At 59.2% G+C, this 14,978-nt stretch carries 15 protein-coding genes; 11 read left to right on the top strand and 4 right to left on the bottom strand.

The window, feature by feature from the left end; all coding sequences use genetic code 11:
- Window positions 1-84: 84 nt before the first annotated feature.
- Window positions 85-1,077 carry an ABC transporter ATP-binding protein gene (locus ACR0M9_RS05020; protein WP_480773110.1) on the top strand — a complete coding sequence of 331 codons (993 nt, stop codon included), beginning with the start codon at window positions 85-87 and terminating at the stop codon, window positions 1,075-1,077.
- Here the strand turns inward: ACR0M9_RS05020 and ACR0M9_RS05025 are convergent.
- Window positions 1,074-1,538, bottom strand: a complete 465-nt coding sequence (locus ACR0M9_RS05025) for a DUF1203 domain-containing protein (protein ID WP_267364402.1) — start codon at window positions 1,536-1,538, stop codon at window positions 1,074-1,076. The genes ACR0M9_RS05020 and ACR0M9_RS05025 overlap by 4 nt on opposite strands.
- 109 nt (window positions 1,539-1,647) lie before the next feature.
- On the opposite strand from ACR0M9_RS05025, the gene ACR0M9_RS05030 reads away from it, so the two are divergent.
- The 3 genes from ACR0M9_RS05030 (at window position 1,648) to ACR0M9_RS05040 (ending at window position 6,120) form a co-directional block, all read left to right on the top strand.
- Window positions 1,648-4,566 carry an error-prone DNA polymerase gene (locus ACR0M9_RS05030; RefSeq protein WP_480772999.1) on the top strand — a complete coding sequence of 973 codons (2,919 nt, stop codon included), beginning with the start codon at window positions 1,648-1,650 and terminating at the stop codon, window positions 4,564-4,566.
- A gap of 48 nt (window positions 4,567-4,614) precedes the next feature.
- Entirely contained in the window at window positions 4,615-5,028 is a 414-nt protein-coding gene (locus ACR0M9_RS05035) for a group III truncated hemoglobin (RefSeq protein ID WP_480482659.1), read from the top strand.
- 153 nt (window positions 5,029-5,181) lie between these two features.
- Window positions 5,182-6,120 (top strand): DMT family transporter, encoded by a 939-nt coding sequence (locus ACR0M9_RS05040; RefSeq protein ID WP_480506582.1) that lies wholly within the window; start codon window positions 5,182-5,184, stop codon window positions 6,118-6,120.
- 60 nt (window positions 6,121-6,180) lie between these two features.
- Here the strand turns inward: ACR0M9_RS05040 and ACR0M9_RS05045 are convergent, their stop codons facing one another.
- Window positions 6,181-7,293, bottom strand: coding sequence for an S-(hydroxymethyl)glutathione dehydrogenase/class III alcohol dehydrogenase (locus ACR0M9_RS05045; protein WP_267364409.1), 1,113 nt, complete (start codon window positions 7,291-7,293; stop codon window positions 6,181-6,183).
- Window positions 7,294-7,423: 130 nt separating this feature from the next.
- Here ACR0M9_RS05045 and ACR0M9_RS05050 point away from each other — a divergent pair, with 130 nt between their 5' ends.
- A complete protein-coding gene (locus ACR0M9_RS05050) occupies window positions 7,424-7,714 on the top strand; it encodes an I78 family peptidase inhibitor (protein WP_480773000.1) in 291 nt (96 codons plus the stop codon).
- 66 nt (window positions 7,715-7,780) lie between these two features.
- Window positions 7,781-9,433: a DUF6504 family protein gene (locus ACR0M9_RS05055; protein ID WP_480482653.1), complete on the top strand. Its 1,653-nt coding sequence runs from the start codon at window positions 7,781-7,783 to the stop codon at window positions 9,431-9,433.
- Window positions 9,434-9,436: 3 nt separating this feature from the next.
- On the opposite strand, the gene ACR0M9_RS05060 is transcribed toward ACR0M9_RS05055, so the two are convergent.
- Window positions 9,437-10,162, bottom strand: coding sequence for an SDR family NAD(P)-dependent oxidoreductase (locus ACR0M9_RS05060; protein ID WP_480773001.1), 726 nt, complete (start codon window positions 10,160-10,162; stop codon window positions 9,437-9,439).
- Between the two features lie 152 nt (window positions 10,163-10,314).
- On the opposite strand from ACR0M9_RS05060, the gene ACR0M9_RS05065 reads away from it, so the two are divergent.
- From ACR0M9_RS05065 to ACR0M9_RS05085, 5 genes are read left to right on the top strand one after another with little or no spacing between them, the layout of a single operon-like run.
- Entirely contained in the window at window positions 10,315-11,646 is a 1,332-nt protein-coding gene (locus tag ACR0M9_RS05065) for an NAD(P)/FAD-dependent oxidoreductase (protein WP_480773002.1), read from the top strand.
- Window positions 11,600-12,145: a hypothetical protein gene (locus tag ACR0M9_RS05070; RefSeq protein WP_480773003.1), complete on the top strand. Its 546-nt coding sequence runs from the start codon at window positions 11,600-11,602 to the stop codon at window positions 12,143-12,145. Before ACR0M9_RS05065 ends, ACR0M9_RS05070 begins: the two co-directional genes overlap by 47 nt.
- The gene (locus tag ACR0M9_RS05075) at window positions 12,145-13,368 is read left to right on the top strand and encodes an MFS transporter (RefSeq protein WP_480773004.1); all 1,224 of its coding nucleotides are present in this window, start codon (window positions 12,145-12,147) and stop codon (window positions 13,366-13,368) included. The genes ACR0M9_RS05070 and ACR0M9_RS05075 overlap by 1 nt, the downstream gene beginning before the upstream one ends.
- Window positions 13,365-13,982 (top strand): DUF3833 domain-containing protein, encoded by a 618-nt coding sequence (locus ACR0M9_RS05080; protein ID WP_480482643.1) that lies wholly within the window; start codon window positions 13,365-13,367, stop codon window positions 13,980-13,982. Before ACR0M9_RS05075 ends, ACR0M9_RS05080 begins: the two co-directional genes overlap by 4 nt.
- The gene (locus ACR0M9_RS05085) at window positions 13,979-14,521 is read left to right on the top strand and encodes a DUF3833 domain-containing protein (RefSeq protein ID WP_480487914.1); all 543 of its coding nucleotides are present in this window, start codon (window positions 13,979-13,981) and stop codon (window positions 14,519-14,521) included. Before ACR0M9_RS05080 ends, ACR0M9_RS05085 begins: the two co-directional genes overlap by 4 nt.
- 30 nt (window positions 14,522-14,551) lie before the next feature.
- Here the strand turns inward: ACR0M9_RS05085 and ACR0M9_RS05090 are convergent, their stop codons facing one another.
- A complete protein-coding gene (locus tag ACR0M9_RS05090; RefSeq protein WP_267367879.1) occupies window positions 14,552-14,776 on the bottom strand; it encodes a hypothetical protein in 225 nt (74 codons plus the stop codon).
- Window positions 14,777-14,978: the final 202 nt, after the last annotated feature.

Raw genomic sequence — 14,978 nt, forward strand, 5'->3', positions numbered from 1 at the left:
TGGCGATCCTTCTTCGGTTGTCGGCCACGCGGGCATGTATTAGGTGCGTTTATGAGCGATGATCAAACCGGGGGCAAGTGCCACATGTGCGACGCGGCAATCAGGATCGAAGGGCTGCGCAAAACCTATCGCGGAGGCAAGGGTCAGCCCGAAAAGCATGCGCTGAAAGGCATTGACCTGACCGTCCCGCGCGGCTCGGTTTTTGGTCTGCTGGGCCCGAATGGTGCCGGAAAATCGACCCTGATCAATATTCTGGCTGGTCTGGTGGTAAAATCGGCGGGTCGCGTGGCGATCTGGGGCTTCGACCAGGATCAGAATCCACGCCAGTCGCGATCGGCCATTGGTGTAATGCCACAAGAGCTCAACCTCGACCCGTTTTTCACCCCGCGCGGCGCGCTTGAGGTTCAGGCCGGTCTCTATGGCGTTCCGAAATCCCAACGGCGCAGTGATCAGATTCTGGAATTGGTCGGTCTCAGCGACAAGGCCGAGGCCTATGCCCGCACTCTTTCGGGCGGTATGCGGCGGCGGTTGCTGCTGGCCAAGGCACTGGTGCATCACCCGAAAATCCTTGTGCTTGATGAACCCACAGCGGGAGTGGATATCGAACTGCGCCAGATGCTCTGGGCCAATGTGCGCAAGCTGAACGAACGGGGCATGACCATCATCCTGACCACCCACTACTTGGAAGAAGCGCAGGAGATGTGCGACGAGATCGCCATTATCAACCACGGCGAAAAGGTCGCGCAGGACAGCACGGCCAACTTGCTGGGCCGCTTGGACAGCCGCACCATGGTGATTGTGCCCGACAGCCCGATCATTGATCTGCCTGTGTCAGAAGGCGTCGAGGCAGCTCTCCGCGATGATGGCAGCCTTGTCCTGCAATACCGAAACATCCAGACCAGCGCCGAACAGGTTCTGGAATCGGTGCGCGCCGCGAATATCCGCATCCGCGACGTCCGCACCGAAGAGGCCGATCTTGAGGATGTATTCCTTGCCCTGACCTCGTCCCGTACCGAAGATCATCCGGCGGATGATCAGGATCAGCCACGCCGGGGCATCCACCGCGTCAAGCTTTAAGCCCGGTCTATTCGCGCCTGATAGCAGTTATTCCGCGCGGATCGCACGTGAATATAGGCAACGTCGGATCGGGAAAAGATATCCCTGACTTTTGCGCCGATCTGATCCGTCGGCGTGATCGCCCCAGTGCCATAGACGATCCTGTCATCCGTACCGTAGCCCTTGATCAGATAGTCGGGCGAGGTGGTCAGAATTTCGGGCAGCGCGTCTTCCTCGTACCGATCACATGGTGTTGCACACAAAAAGATCGGGCCGGTTTCCGCATAGGGATGTGTCTTTGAAAAAGGTCGATGTGCCAATATCAGCATCTCATCGCCCTCGGGGATATGTCGCAGGCAGTGGCGGCACGGGTTACCTGCACCCGTCGAAACAGCGCGTTCCGGCGTTGAACCATATGCATCCGCGCCACCTGCCTGAAGAGCGCGTACATCGTTGGTGGGCAAAGCGGTGATTTTGAACATCTCGGATCTCCTTTTTGCTGACCATGCCCGTGCGACCGGACCCAATCGACCCGTTTCCTGCGCAAAGGACTCGAAAAAGAACAAAACGTGAATATAATGTGGAATCGCCATGTATGCCGAGCTGTCGATCACGTCGAATTTTACCTTCCTCACCGGGGCGTCGCACCCCGAGGAGTATATGGAGCGTGCCGTCACCCTGGGCCTACCCGCCATTGCGATTGCCGATGACAACTCGGTCGCCGGGATCGTCCGCGCCCACACTCAGGCGCGCGAGCTCGCCCGCAAGGTCCGCGAACGGCTGGCGTGGGAGGCGCAGAATACCTCAATCGGGCCACCCTGCCCCGATCATATCCCCAAGCCGCCCTCCTATCCCATCCACGCGGTTCCCCGCCTGATCCCGGCGGCGCGACTGATCTTCACCAATGCGCCCATGGTTACCGCTCTGCCCCTGAACCGGCAGGGCTGGGCCAACCTGTGCCGCATCCTCTCCAAAGGCCGCCTGCGCGCCGATAAGGGCGACTGCATCCTGCACCTGTCTGACCTGCTCGAATTTTCCGATGGCCTCCACCTGCTGCTGTGGCCACAGGCGGCGGGCTCTCCGGGCGGCGCGGGCGCGTGGCGGACACAGGCGCAGCAGCTGACGCGCCGCTTTGCCGGGCGGATGCATCTGTTGATGCACCCCCGGTATGATGGCGCCGATAGCGCATTTTTCTCTTTATTAGAGACTGAAGCAAAACAGCTTGGCATCCTAACGCTCGCCAGCGCGACACCGATGATGCACCACGGCACCCGCCGCAAACTGGGCGATGTGCTGACTGCCATCCGCCTGCGTCGCAAAGTGGATGCATTGGGTCGGGACGCTTTGGCCAATGGTGAACAGCGCCTGCGCTCCGGGGCCGAGATGCTACGCATCTTCAAAGGTCATGAGGGGGCCGTTGCCCGCGCTTATGCGCTCAGCGAACAACTCACGTTCTCGCTGGACGAGCTGCGTTATGAATACCCCAACGAGGGCAGCACACAAGAAACCCCGACCCAGCGCCTGCACCGTCTGGCGCATGAGGGGTTGAAATGGCGTTATCCCGCCGGGGCGCCCGAAAAGGCGAAAAAAATGCTGGCGCATGAGCTGACGCTGATCGGCAAGCTGAAATACGAACCCTACTTCCTGACCGTCCGCGATATCGTCCATTTCGCCCGTTCGCGCAGCATCCTCTGCCAGGGGCGCGGATCGGCTGCCAACTCGGTCGTTTGCTTTTGCCTCGGCATCACCGAGGTCAGCCCCGAGATGGGCACCATGGTGTTTGAACGCTTCGTCTCCGAGGCGCGCGATGAACCGCCAGACATAGACGTCGATTTCGAACATGAACGCCGCGAAGAGGTGATCCAGCACATCTATGACCGCTATGGCCGCGAACGCGCGGGCCTCTGTGCCACGGTGGTCCATTACCGCGGCAAACGCGCCATCCGCGAGGTTGGACGCGCCATGGGCCTGACCGAAGATACAATCTCGGCGCTTTCCTCACAGCTTTGGGGCTTTTTCTCGGCCTCGGGGCTTGAGGCGCAACGGATGCGCGAAATTGGTCTCGACCCCGAAGATCGGCGCCTGAAACAGACTCTAATGCTGGTTTATGAGATCGACGGCTTTCCCCGCCACCTCTCGCAGCATGTGGGAGGATTCATCATCACCGAGGGTCGGCTGGATGAGCTTGTCCCCATCGAAAACGCCACGATGGAGGGTCGCACGGTCATCTGCTGGGACAAGGACGATATCGACAGTCTTGGCATCCTCAAGGTCGATGTCCTCAGCCTCGGGATGCTCACCTGCATCCGCAAGGCGTTTGACCTGATCGGCCAGCACCACCAGACCAGCTATACCCTTGCCACCCTGCCACCCGAGGATCCGGCAGTCTATGACATGCTCTGCAAGGCGGACAGCATCGGCGTGTTTCAGGTGGAATCACGTGCACAGATGAACTTCCTGCCGCGGATGCGGCCGCGTAATTTCTATGATCTGGTGATCGAGGTTGCCATCATCCGCCCCGGCCCCATTCAGGGCGACATGGTCCACCCCTATATCCGCCGCCGGAACGGTGAGGAGGAGGTCAGCTTCCCCTCGGACGCGCTGGGCGAGGTGCTGGGCAAAACGCTGGGCGTGCCGTTGTTTCAGGAACAGGCGATGCAGATCGCCATTGTCGGCGCGGGCTTCACCCCGGAACAGGCCGATCGGCTGCGCCGCTCGCTGGCGACCTTCAAGAAACATGGCAATGTCAGCGAATTCCGCGCGCTCTTTTTGCGCGGGATGAAACGCAACGGGTATGAACAGGATTTCGCGGAACGTTGCTTTTCCCAGATCGAAGGCTTCGGCTCGTACGGTTTCCCCGAAAGCCACGCGGCCAGTTTTGCGCTGCTGGTCTATGCCTCGGCCTGGATCAAATGCCACCATCCGGGCATCTTCGCCTGCGCCCTGCTGAATTCGCAGCCGATGGGGTTCTACGCGCCGGCCCAGATTGTGCGGGATGCGCGCAAACATGGGGTACAGGTGCGCCCGGTCTGCATCAATGCCAGCTTTTGGGACAATGTGATGGAGCCTGATGGCCATGGCGGGCTGGCGCTGCGGCTGGGCTTTCGCCAGATCAAGGGCCTGAGCGAGGAAGACGCCAGCTGGCTGACCGCCGCGCGCGGCAACGGCTACACCCAGGTCGACGATGTCTGGCGCCGCGCAGGCCTTGGACCATCGGTGATCGAACGGCTGGCCGAGGCTGATGCCTTCGCCGCCTGCGACCTGACCCGGCGCGAGGCGCTGTGGCAGGCCAAGGCAATTGCCACAGCCAAGCCTCTGCCCCTGTTTTCGCAAGATCTGGAGGGCGAGGCGCTGGACGAACCCGAGGCTTATCTGCCGCAAATGACGCTGGGCGAACAGGTGGTCGAAGATTACGTCGCCACCCGCCTCAGCCTGCGGGCGCACCCGGTGGCCCTGCTGCGGCATCTGCTGACGCCGGATGGGCGCGACAAAACCACCTCTGTTCCGTAACCCCGGAACACCCTATCTGCCGAAAACAGAGTCGAAATTCAGGCCGTCATGACCAGACCCATCCTTCCCCCGCGCTTTCCCGCGACGCCCGAGCAAATCAACGCGCAAGTTCGCGCCTTTTATGCCCGTGTCCGGCAAGACGCGGTTCTTGGGCCCGTATTTGCCAACCACGTCACCGACTGGCCCGCGCATGAAGACAAGATCGCCGCCTTCTGGCGCAATGCCATCCTGTATGAGCGCTGCTATGACGGCAATCCGCAACGGGTCCATATCGAACGGCCCGATGTGAAACCGAAATTCTTTGCCCATTGGCTGGATCTGTTCGAGGAGGTCGCCACCCGAACTCTGCCCGCGGAAACGGCCACCCCGTGGGTCGCCTTGGCCCGCCGCATCGGTGTCGGCATGAAGGCAGGTGTCCAATCCGCACGACAGCCCAAAGACGCGCCGCCGATCCTGCGATGATCCCGGATCATGGCGGCCATGCGATGTTAGCGATAAAATAAGGGCTATTCGCGCCCTCGGAATAGGGTTAAGCAGCACTACGGACAGCCGGGAACCCTGCCTGCGCTGCTATGATGTATCGTCACCAAACCAACATAGGCCGAGGCCGGATTGATGAGTGCTCAAAACAACACCCTGCGGGGGCTTGGCTATGCATTTCTGGGATTTGCCGTCTTTGCCAGCCACGACGCGCTGATCAAGGTGCTGGGCGGCACCTATTCAGTGATGCAGATCATCTTTTTCGCCACGCTGTTTTCGTTCGTTCCAATGGCCGTCACGATCCTGACCGACCGCACGACGGGAAACTTTCTGCCGCATCACCCATGGCTGGTTTTGCTGCGTTCGGGCCTGATGGTTACGGCCATGTCCTGCGCGTTTTACGCGTTTTCGGTTCTGCCACTGGCCGAGGTCTATTCCCTGCTGTTTTCATTCCCGCTGATCGTCACGGTGCTGTCGATCCCGATACTGGGTGAAGTGGTCCGCGTCCAGCGCTGGGCTGCGGTTGGCGTCGGCCTGATCGGCGTCCTGATCGTTCTGCGCCCCGGTGCAACGGATATCACACTGGGCCATATGGCCGCCCTGATGGCCGCCTTTTGCAGCGCCTTTGCCTCGGTCCTTGTCCGCAAGATCGGGAATGAGGAGCGCTCGGCCGTGCTGATCCTTTATCCGATGCTGCTGGCCATCGTCGTGATGAGCCTTGCCCAACCGGCTGTATATCAGCCGCCGTCCCTGCTGCATCTGGCGATGATGGCGCTGGTTGGGGTGTTCTCGGTCATCGCGCAACACCTGATCATTCTGGCCTACCGCGCCGCACCCGCCGGTGTCGTCGCCCCCAGCCAGTACAGCCAGATCATCTGGGCGACGCTGTTTGGCATGATCTTCTTCGACGAGCGCCCTGACATCTGGGTCGCCGTCGGTGCCAGCATCATCATCGCGTCCGGCGTCTATGTTGTTTGGCGAGAAAGCCGGGCCAACACCACCTCGGTCAACACCCCGGTTCTGCGGGTTCGGTCGCCGCGTTCAGATACCGGGGCGTCACGGCCTGGAAAGTAGGTCCAACAAAAACGGCGCGCCGATCAGCGCGCCTTGGTTGGAAAACTGTGGATTTTACTCTTAGTAGATAACCACCGAACGGATACTTTCGCCCTTATGCATCAGGTCAAAGCCGTGGTTGATGTCGTCCAGACCCATGGTGTGGGTGATCATCGGGTCGATCTCGATTTTGCCTTCCATGTACCAGTCGACGATCTTGGGCACATCCGTGCGCCCACGCGCGCCGCCGAATGCGGTACCGCGCCACGAACGGCCGGTGACCAGTTGGAATGGCCGGGTCGAGATTTCGGCCCCTGCAGGAGCCACGCCGATGATGATCGACTCACCCCAGCCCTTATGCGCCGATTCAAGTGCTGCGCGCATCACGCCGACATTGCCTGTGGCGTCAAACGTATAATCCGCTCCGCCCTTGGTCAGGTTGACGAGATACGGCACCAGATCGCCTTCAACTTCGGACGGGTTCACGAAGTCGGTCATGCCAAACCTTGTGGCCATTTCCACTTTGGAGGGGTTCAGGTCGACGCCGACGATCTGGTCTGCTCCGGCCAGACGCAGACCCTGAATGACGTTCAGGCCGATACCGCCCAGACCAAACACGATTGCGCGGCTGCCGATTTCCACCTTGGCGGTGTTGATGACCGCGCCGATACCGGTCGTGACACCACAGCCGATATAGCAGATCTTGTCGAACGGCGCGTCCTCGCGCACCTTGGCCAGGGCGATTTCAGGCAGAACTGTGTGGTTCGAGAAGGTCGAGCAGCCCATGTAGTGCAGGATCGGATCGCCATCCAAGGTCGAGAAACGAGAGGTGCCATCGGGCATCAGACCCTTGCCCTGGGTTTCCCGGATCGCCTGACATAGGTTGGTCTTGGGGTGCAGACAGTATTCACACTCGCGACATTCCGGCGTGTAAAGCGGGATCACATGATCGCCCGGCTTCAGGCTGGTTACGCCCGGACCCACTTCAACCACCACGCCTGCGCCTTCATGGCCCAGAATGGCCGGGAACAAGCCTTCGGGGTCGGCACCCGACAGGGTGAATTCGTCGGTATGACAGATACCGGTGGCCTTGATCTCGACCAGAACCTCGCCCGCCTTGGGGCCTTCGAGGTTCACATCCATCACTTCCAAAGGTTTGCCTGCCTGAATGGCGACGGCGGCACGGGTACGCATGCTACTTATCTCCCTGTCACTTTTGCCCCGACCCTGCGTCAATTACAGGGTGTTTTCAACCGTGCTTTCATGGCAGGTTGGCTAATTAATTGATATTGCAGAAACGACATTGCCAGAATGAGGAACGCCAATGCACCGATTTTTCCCGATCCTGTTCTTTCTGGCGGCCTGTGCTGAAACCCCGCCCGCGCCCGAAGACGCTTTGCTGCCGCCGGAACCTGCCCCGGTCGATCTGGCCTTTTGTCAGGGAGAAGATTTTTCCGATACCGTTGGCCAGCCGGTTTCGAACATTCAGGCAAACCTGCCCGCACGGTCGCGCGTGCTGGGCCCGGATGGCATCGCCACACAGGATTACCGCATCGACCGGCTGAACGTGTACGTGAATGGTGACGGGATCATCCAGCGGCTGACCTGCGGATAAGGGCGGACTCGACTCAGGCATCGATTCTCACCTAAGAACAAAGTAAGAACATTGTGGTGCCTGCAAATGCCCAAACGCCGAATACTTTCGCTATGGTTCCCTCGCCTGGGGGCTGAACGGCTGATCCGCGCTGCGCGGGGGTTGCATACCGGGCCTTTGGCCATCGTGGCCGAACAGTCGAACATGCAGGTTATTACCTCAGTGAATGCCGATGCGCAGGCTGTCGGGCTGCGTATCGGCCAGCCGGTGCGGGATGCTCATGCCATGTGTGCCAACCTGATCACGCGGCACCGTAACGCCCCGGCCGAAGCCGCGTTCCTGGCCGCGTTGCGTCGCTGGGCGGGAAAGTTCAGCCCATGGGTGGCCGAAGAGGCCCCGGACGGGCTGATCGTCGATCTGTCAGGTTGCGCCCATCTGTTTGGCGGAGAGGAGGCGTTGCTGAACGTTCTTGAAACCGATTGCGCGGATATGGGCCTCAGCGTACAGATTGGCATCGCCGACACGCTGGGCGCAGCCTGGGCTTTGGCGCGCTATGCGGGGCAGGCGGCCACATCCGACCGCAATGGCGACGCCATCAGTCAGGAGGCCCGTGCCACCCGCGCCCGGGCGGGTAAACGGCGGCACTGGACCAAAGGCGGCACCGCGCCGCAAGTGAGGGCCCTGGGTGGAGGCGCGCGGATCGCACCGCCGGGTCAATCTTATGGCGCACTCAGCCCCCTGCCTATCGCCGCGCTGCGATTGGAAGATCAGGTTGTCGTGCAGCTGAACCGTCTGGGCCTGCGCCGCATCGGCGATCTGCTGGGTCAACCCCGCGCCAGCCTTGCGCGGAGGTTTGGACGCGGGCTGGTTCTGCGGTTGGATCAGGCCATGGGCAGCGCGCCCGAGCCTGTTTCGCCCGCCCGCCCGCCGCACCATTTCGCGGTGCGGATGACCCTGCCCAACCCGATTGGTCTGGTTGAGGATGTCATGGCTGCGGTTGATCGGGTTCTGCCAACGCTTTGCACCAAGCTGGAAGAAAAGGGGCGCGGTGCCCGCACCCTGCGGCTGGAGGCGCACCGCGCCGATCAGGCAGCTGAGGTTATCGAGGTCGGCCTGGCCCGCCCAACTTACGATAAATACCGCATTCGCCCTTTGTTAGAGATGAAAGTTGACAAGATCGACGCAGGCTACGGCATCGACATGCTGCGGCTTGAGGCGGTTCAGACAGAACCCATCCACGCCCGTACCGTGGCCGGCCATGCCGAAGCCCGCCGTGTGGCCCGCAACCGGCTGGCGGGCAACACCGCCGTGGATGATCTGATCGGCAAGCTGGGCGCGCGGGTGGGGCTTGAGGCGATCACCCGGCGCCATCCCGCGGCCTCGCACATCCCTGAGAAAACGGCGCAAACGCTGGCGGCGGCATGGTCGGAACCTGCCCGCGACTGGCCTGCGCCGCCACGCCCCCGCCCCCTGCTGATGTGGCAGCCTGAGCCGGTGATGGCACCGGAAACCCCTGACGTGCCCAGCGCCTTTCGCTGGCGCGGGCGTAACTGGCAGCTGGCGCAGGCCACCGGCCCGGAACGGATCGCACCGGAATGGTGGCTGGATGACCCGAACTGGCGCAGCGGCGTGCGGGACTACTGGGTTGTGGTGACACAGCAGGGCGAGCGGTTGTGGCTGTTTTATGGCCATGGCGGAACCATGTCTGCAGGCTGGTTTTGTCACGGGCAGTTTGGTTAGGGTCTATTTCCCTCGGTACACCAACAGATCCGGCAGATAGTCAATCAGACGGATAAACCACGAGAATGGTGCAGGAAAATCTGTACGGAAACGGCGCCGCAACATCGCCTTGACCACACGATCCGCCGCATCCTCGGGGCTCATCAGCATGGGCATCCTGAAGCTGTTTTTCTCAGTCAGACGGGTCTTGATGAAGCCGGGATTAATGATCCGCACGGTCACGCCGGTGCCCGCCAGATCATGGCGCATCGTTTCCGCCAGGGAAATCAGTGCCGCCTTGCTGGCCCCATATCCGATGGCCGCTGGCAACCCGTGATAGCCCGCGAGCGACCCGATCAGCGTAATATCCCCCCGACCTGCCTTAACAAGGTCCGAGACGGTTTCACCCAACACACGCAAAGCACCCAGATAGTTTACATCACCCATCCTGAGCGACGCCTCTGTATCCCAATCCGCCGAGCGCACGGGGTCATACGCGCCGGCATTGTAAACCAGCCCATCGACCAGACCCGCCTCGGCCACAGCCCCGCGAACAGAATCTAAATCAGTGACATCGCACCGGATCGCACGGGCATTGGGAAGCTCGGAGCAGATGTCGGCCAAACGTTCAGAACTACGCGCCGACAAGATCAAATGCGCGCCCCTGTCGCTTAGCGCATTGGCCAAAGCACGACCCAAACCTTCGCTTGCGCCGATGATCCAATAGGTTTTTCCGTCAAAGCTGCTCATGCGCGGGCCGATTCAGTCATGTTTCATATTCTACGGGCCCGTGACGTAGTTGGATCAAATGCGATCGCGCTTCTGACAAAACTTCCAACCGGATTGATCCAGCTGCACCTACCCCGCGTATTCCATTCTAAGAACCACTTAACGAGGCTGGAATGTTCGACGAAACCCAGGGCGTACGGAAGAAAATCGCAGTTGTTGGTGCAGGTATTTCAGGCCTTTCAGCCGCCTACTACCTTTCAGAAAACAATGACGTGACCCTCTATGAGGCGGAACCGCGTTTAGGTGGCCATGCCCGCACAGTCATGGCCGGGAAGAACGGCGATCAACCGGTGGATACTGGTTTCATCGTCTTCAACTACGCAACCTATCCTTTTCTGACCCGACTTTTTGATGAGCTCAATGTTCCCGTTATCGAAAGCGAAATGAGTTTTGGTGCGACAATCGACAATGGTCGTATCGAATATGGTTTGAACAATCTGCGCACCCTGACCGCGCAGAGGCGCAATCTTGCGCGCCCCGCCTATTACAAGATGATTGCCGACATTCTGCGCTTTGGCAAAAAGGCTCCGGAGGCTGCAAGAGACGACGACACCACGATTGGTGAGCTGGTGGATCAGCTTCGGCTAGGACACTGGTTCCGCCACAACTATCTGATGCCCATGTGTGGGGCAATCTGGTCAACTCCGGTTGAGCTGGTGGATCAGTTCCCTGCACGCTCATTGGTGCAGTTCTTTCGAAATCACGCCCTTCTGGCCAGTGGCCGTGCAAGTCAACACCAGTGGTACACAGTTAAAGGTGGCAGTATCGAATATGTCCGCAGGATCGATGCCGCCCTGCGGACACGAGGGGCGGCAATCCGTTTGGCCAGTCCGGTTCAGAACATCTCCCGGAGTGATACAGGTGTCACGGTCCGCAGTCAGGGTGCGGTGGATCAGTTTGATGAGATCATCCTGGCTACCCACTCTGACCAGTCGCTTGCCATTTTGGGCGGGAATGCCACCCCGGCGGAAACCGCTGCGCTGGGCGCAATTCGGTACCAACCCAACACTGCCACCCTGCATTGCGATCCTGGCCAGATGCCAAAGCGGCGTGCGTGCTGGTCCAGCTGGACCTATCGATCACAGGCCGGAGACGTAGGCGTTACATATTGGATGAACCGACTGCAGAACATACCGGACAACGACCCGCTTTTTGTGACGCTGAACGCCTCGGCAGAGATTCCAGCGGACAAAATCTATGATCAGGTCGAGTTTGCCCACCCGGTATTCGACAAAGCCGCCCTGAAAGCACAGGGGCATATTCGCGAAATACAAGGACAGAACCGAACCTGGTTCGCCGGTGCGTATAACCGGCACGGATTTCACGAAGACGGGATTGCCAGCGCGATGCATGTTGTTGAGCGGATAAATGGCACCCCGCAAACAATCGGAGCTGAATATGCCATTCTTGGACAAGATCCGGCCATCTCTGTTGCCGCCGAATAGCGGGATGCTGCGCGCGACCCTTTTGAGCCTTTCCTTGCTGGCCCCCACTGGGTTGATTGCCTCGCCTGTGACGGAAGAGTTGGATGGTGCACAACTTCGCGGAACTGCAACCTTCCGCTATCTCGGGTTTCCGATCTACGACGCCAAGCTTTACACACCCAAAGGTGCTTCGTTCAGCTGGAGTGAAGATTTCGGGCTTCAGCTGACATACCGTAAAAGCATCAAGAAGAATGCGCTGGTCAACTCGACGCTCGACGAGATGAAACGCGTCGGCCACCCTGCCCCGATTGGCGACCAACTGGATGTATGTTTTAAAGGTGTCACCAAGGGTGACAGCTATCTGGCGGTGTCCGACGGGCCAGACAAGGTCAGTTTCTGGCTGAACGGTCGAAAGACCTGCACAATGGCATATCCGGGCATCAAACGCAGTTTCATGTCGGTTTTCCTTGGCGAAAACACGCGGTCGGCGTCCTTCACCCGAATGCTTCAGGGAAAGTGATGCTTTACCCTCGGGTCAGCTTGTATGCGCTGATGCTCGCTGCGGCGGGCATCCCGCTATACATTCATCTGCCGCGTTTTGCGGCGGTGAATCTGGGCATTGGACTGGGGGTGATCGGTACCGTCTTGCTGATGATCCGATTGGTCGATCTGGTACAGGACCCACTGATCGGTTGGGCGATAGATAGATGGCCCGGTGGCCAGCTTGTCTTTGCGTCCATGGCAGCTCTCGGCCTTGCCATTGGATTTCCGGCGCTGTTCAGCCTGCAACAAGGCGCAGATGTACTGACATTGATTGTTCTTCTGATACTGTTGTTTTCGGCTTATAGCCTGGGGACTATCCTGCTCTACGGGCGTAGTGCGACGCTAGCAAAACGCGCAGACGCGAAGGAGTTGATGACCCTCGCCGCTTATCGGGAAGGCGGACAACTGACAGGCGTTATCATCGCGGCAAGTGCCCCTGCCCTTTTTGTTGCCGCCGGAGCCCACGCGCAAGGCTATCCCGCATTTGGTCTGTTTCTGGGTCTGCTATCGGTCGCAACCCTTTTGTTGACTGTTCCGATCTGGCGGCGGCCCCCAATCACCGGATCCGGTCTGTCTTTCGCAAGCCTGGGCAAGGCCGGGGGTTTGCGCCTTCTGGTGCTGGCTTTGATCAACAGCCTGCCTGTGGCCGTCACATCGACCCTGTTTCTCTTTTTCGTAGAGGACCGTTTGCAACTGCCCGGCAAAGCCGGACCGTTGCTGATCCTGTTTTTCCTCAGCGCGGGCGCAAGTGTGCCGCTTTGGGCAAAGCTCAGCAACAAAATTGGCTCGAAACAGACACTGATGATTGCGATGCCGCTTTCCATCGCGGGATTTATCGGTGCCGCCACACTGAGCGCTGGGAACCTCACCGGTTTTGCGTTGATTTGCCTCGCCTCGGGTGCCGCTCTGGGCGCGGATATGGTCGTGCTGCCCGCCATGTTTTCGGTCACTTTGACACGAGCCGGTCTTAACGCGTCCACAGCGTTTGGTATCTGGTCCTTTGCTGGCAAGCTGGGCCTGGCCCTGGCAGCCTTTATTACCCTGCCATTGCTGGAGCGCAATGGCTTCACCCCCGGTCAAACCAATTCCGCCCAAGCGCTTGATGCACTCAATCTCGCCTACGCGATGCTGCCCTGCATCCTGAAACTTGGGGCCTTTGGAATGGTCCTGACCCTGCCAACCGAGGTCACAAGCAAATGAATGCTTTCGCCATCATCCTGCTGGCTCTGCTGATTGCAATGTTTGTCCGCGCCCGACTGCTGAGCTTTCGTGCGCAGAGCCCGTCAGACTATGCCGGTACCGGGCCCACTTTTTCGCTGAAGAAGCATCTGAACGGTGAAATCCTGTCCGAAGGTCTGATCTATGGCCCCAATGGCAGGATGTCGAACAGCTTTGTGGCCCGCATGGTTGGTGAGTGGAATGGGAACACAGGCACACTTTCCGAGTTTTTCACGTACTCAAATGGCAAAAAGATGAACCGTAAGTGGTATCTGACGCTGGGCACCAGAAATACGTTTACGGCAACGGCAGAGGATATCGTTGGCGAAGGTCACGGCACGATATCCGGCGCAACGATCAAGCTGACCTACAGGATCATTCTGCCCAAGGACGCAGGAGGACACACGCTGGATGTTACAGACTGGATGTATTTGACAGAACAGGGCGTTATCATGAATCGCTCCGAGATGCGTAAGTTTGGCATCAAGGTTGCTGAGCTCGTTGCAACAATGCGCCCAACCCCCAAATCACATCCGATCCACGTAGGTGGCGCAAATGAGTATAGCATCACTTCAGAAAGGCGGCTGGTGCAATGATCACAGGTCGCTCTCTGATTACATGCGTTTCCGTCGCAAGCTTTGCACTTCTGGTTGCCTGCTCTGGCAAACCGAAGGTTCCGACAACCTTTCTGTCTGAACGGCAGCTGAACCTCGAGGAATTCTTCGACGGAAAGACCGTGGCTTACGGGCAGTTTCAGGATGTACTGGGGAATGTTCCACGCAGATTTGAAGTCGATATCGACGGCACATGGGACGGGGAAACCCTGACACTGGTCGAGGATTTTATCTACGACGACGGCGCAACCGAACAGCGCATCTGGACGCTGACAAAGACTGGCGATGACACGTGGACTGGTACTGCGCCCGGTGTGCTGGGAACCGCCAGCGGGACCGAGAGGGGCGACACCTTCAACTGGAAATACAAGATTGACCTGCCTGTCAAAGATGGCACGATGCGCGTCAGTTTTGACGATTGGATGTGGCTGCTGACCGAGGACCGTCTGTTAAACCGCGCTTACGTCTCACGCTTTGGCATACGCCTCGGCGAAGTTATCCTGATCTTTGAAAAAGAATAGATTCCGCTATTTCCATCCAGACGTTGCCCATCAATAAAATATGAACTCGTCCACCGGCACTTGTACCAGACGCCTTGCTGCGTCTGCCATGTTTACATTTGGCCCATCTGGCGTTGCAGAGTCGTGGTGGGCTCCGTCTTCAATTTTCAAACGGGCGCGCTCAATCTCGCCCCACAAGAAAAAAAGACCGTCCCGTTTGCCGACAAGACCGGCAGGTATCGTGGTCCGCAAAACACGAGTTTTTGCCTGTGACATCTGCTCTCTTACTGCCTCCGGTGTTTTCCACCTTTTGCAGAAAATCTACCGGTTATTTCGGGAAAAGCCAATTTTTTATGGGCAAAACCCGATTTTCAACCCCCCGTTGACAGGGGTGCTCGCAGCTCTCGCTGAAGGGTGTTGTCCTGACTGAGTATTTGCAGTCACCGCCGATTGCCACACTTCGGTTGATGGCGGGTTC

The organism is Ruegeria sp. CH2, assembly GCF_056537065.1.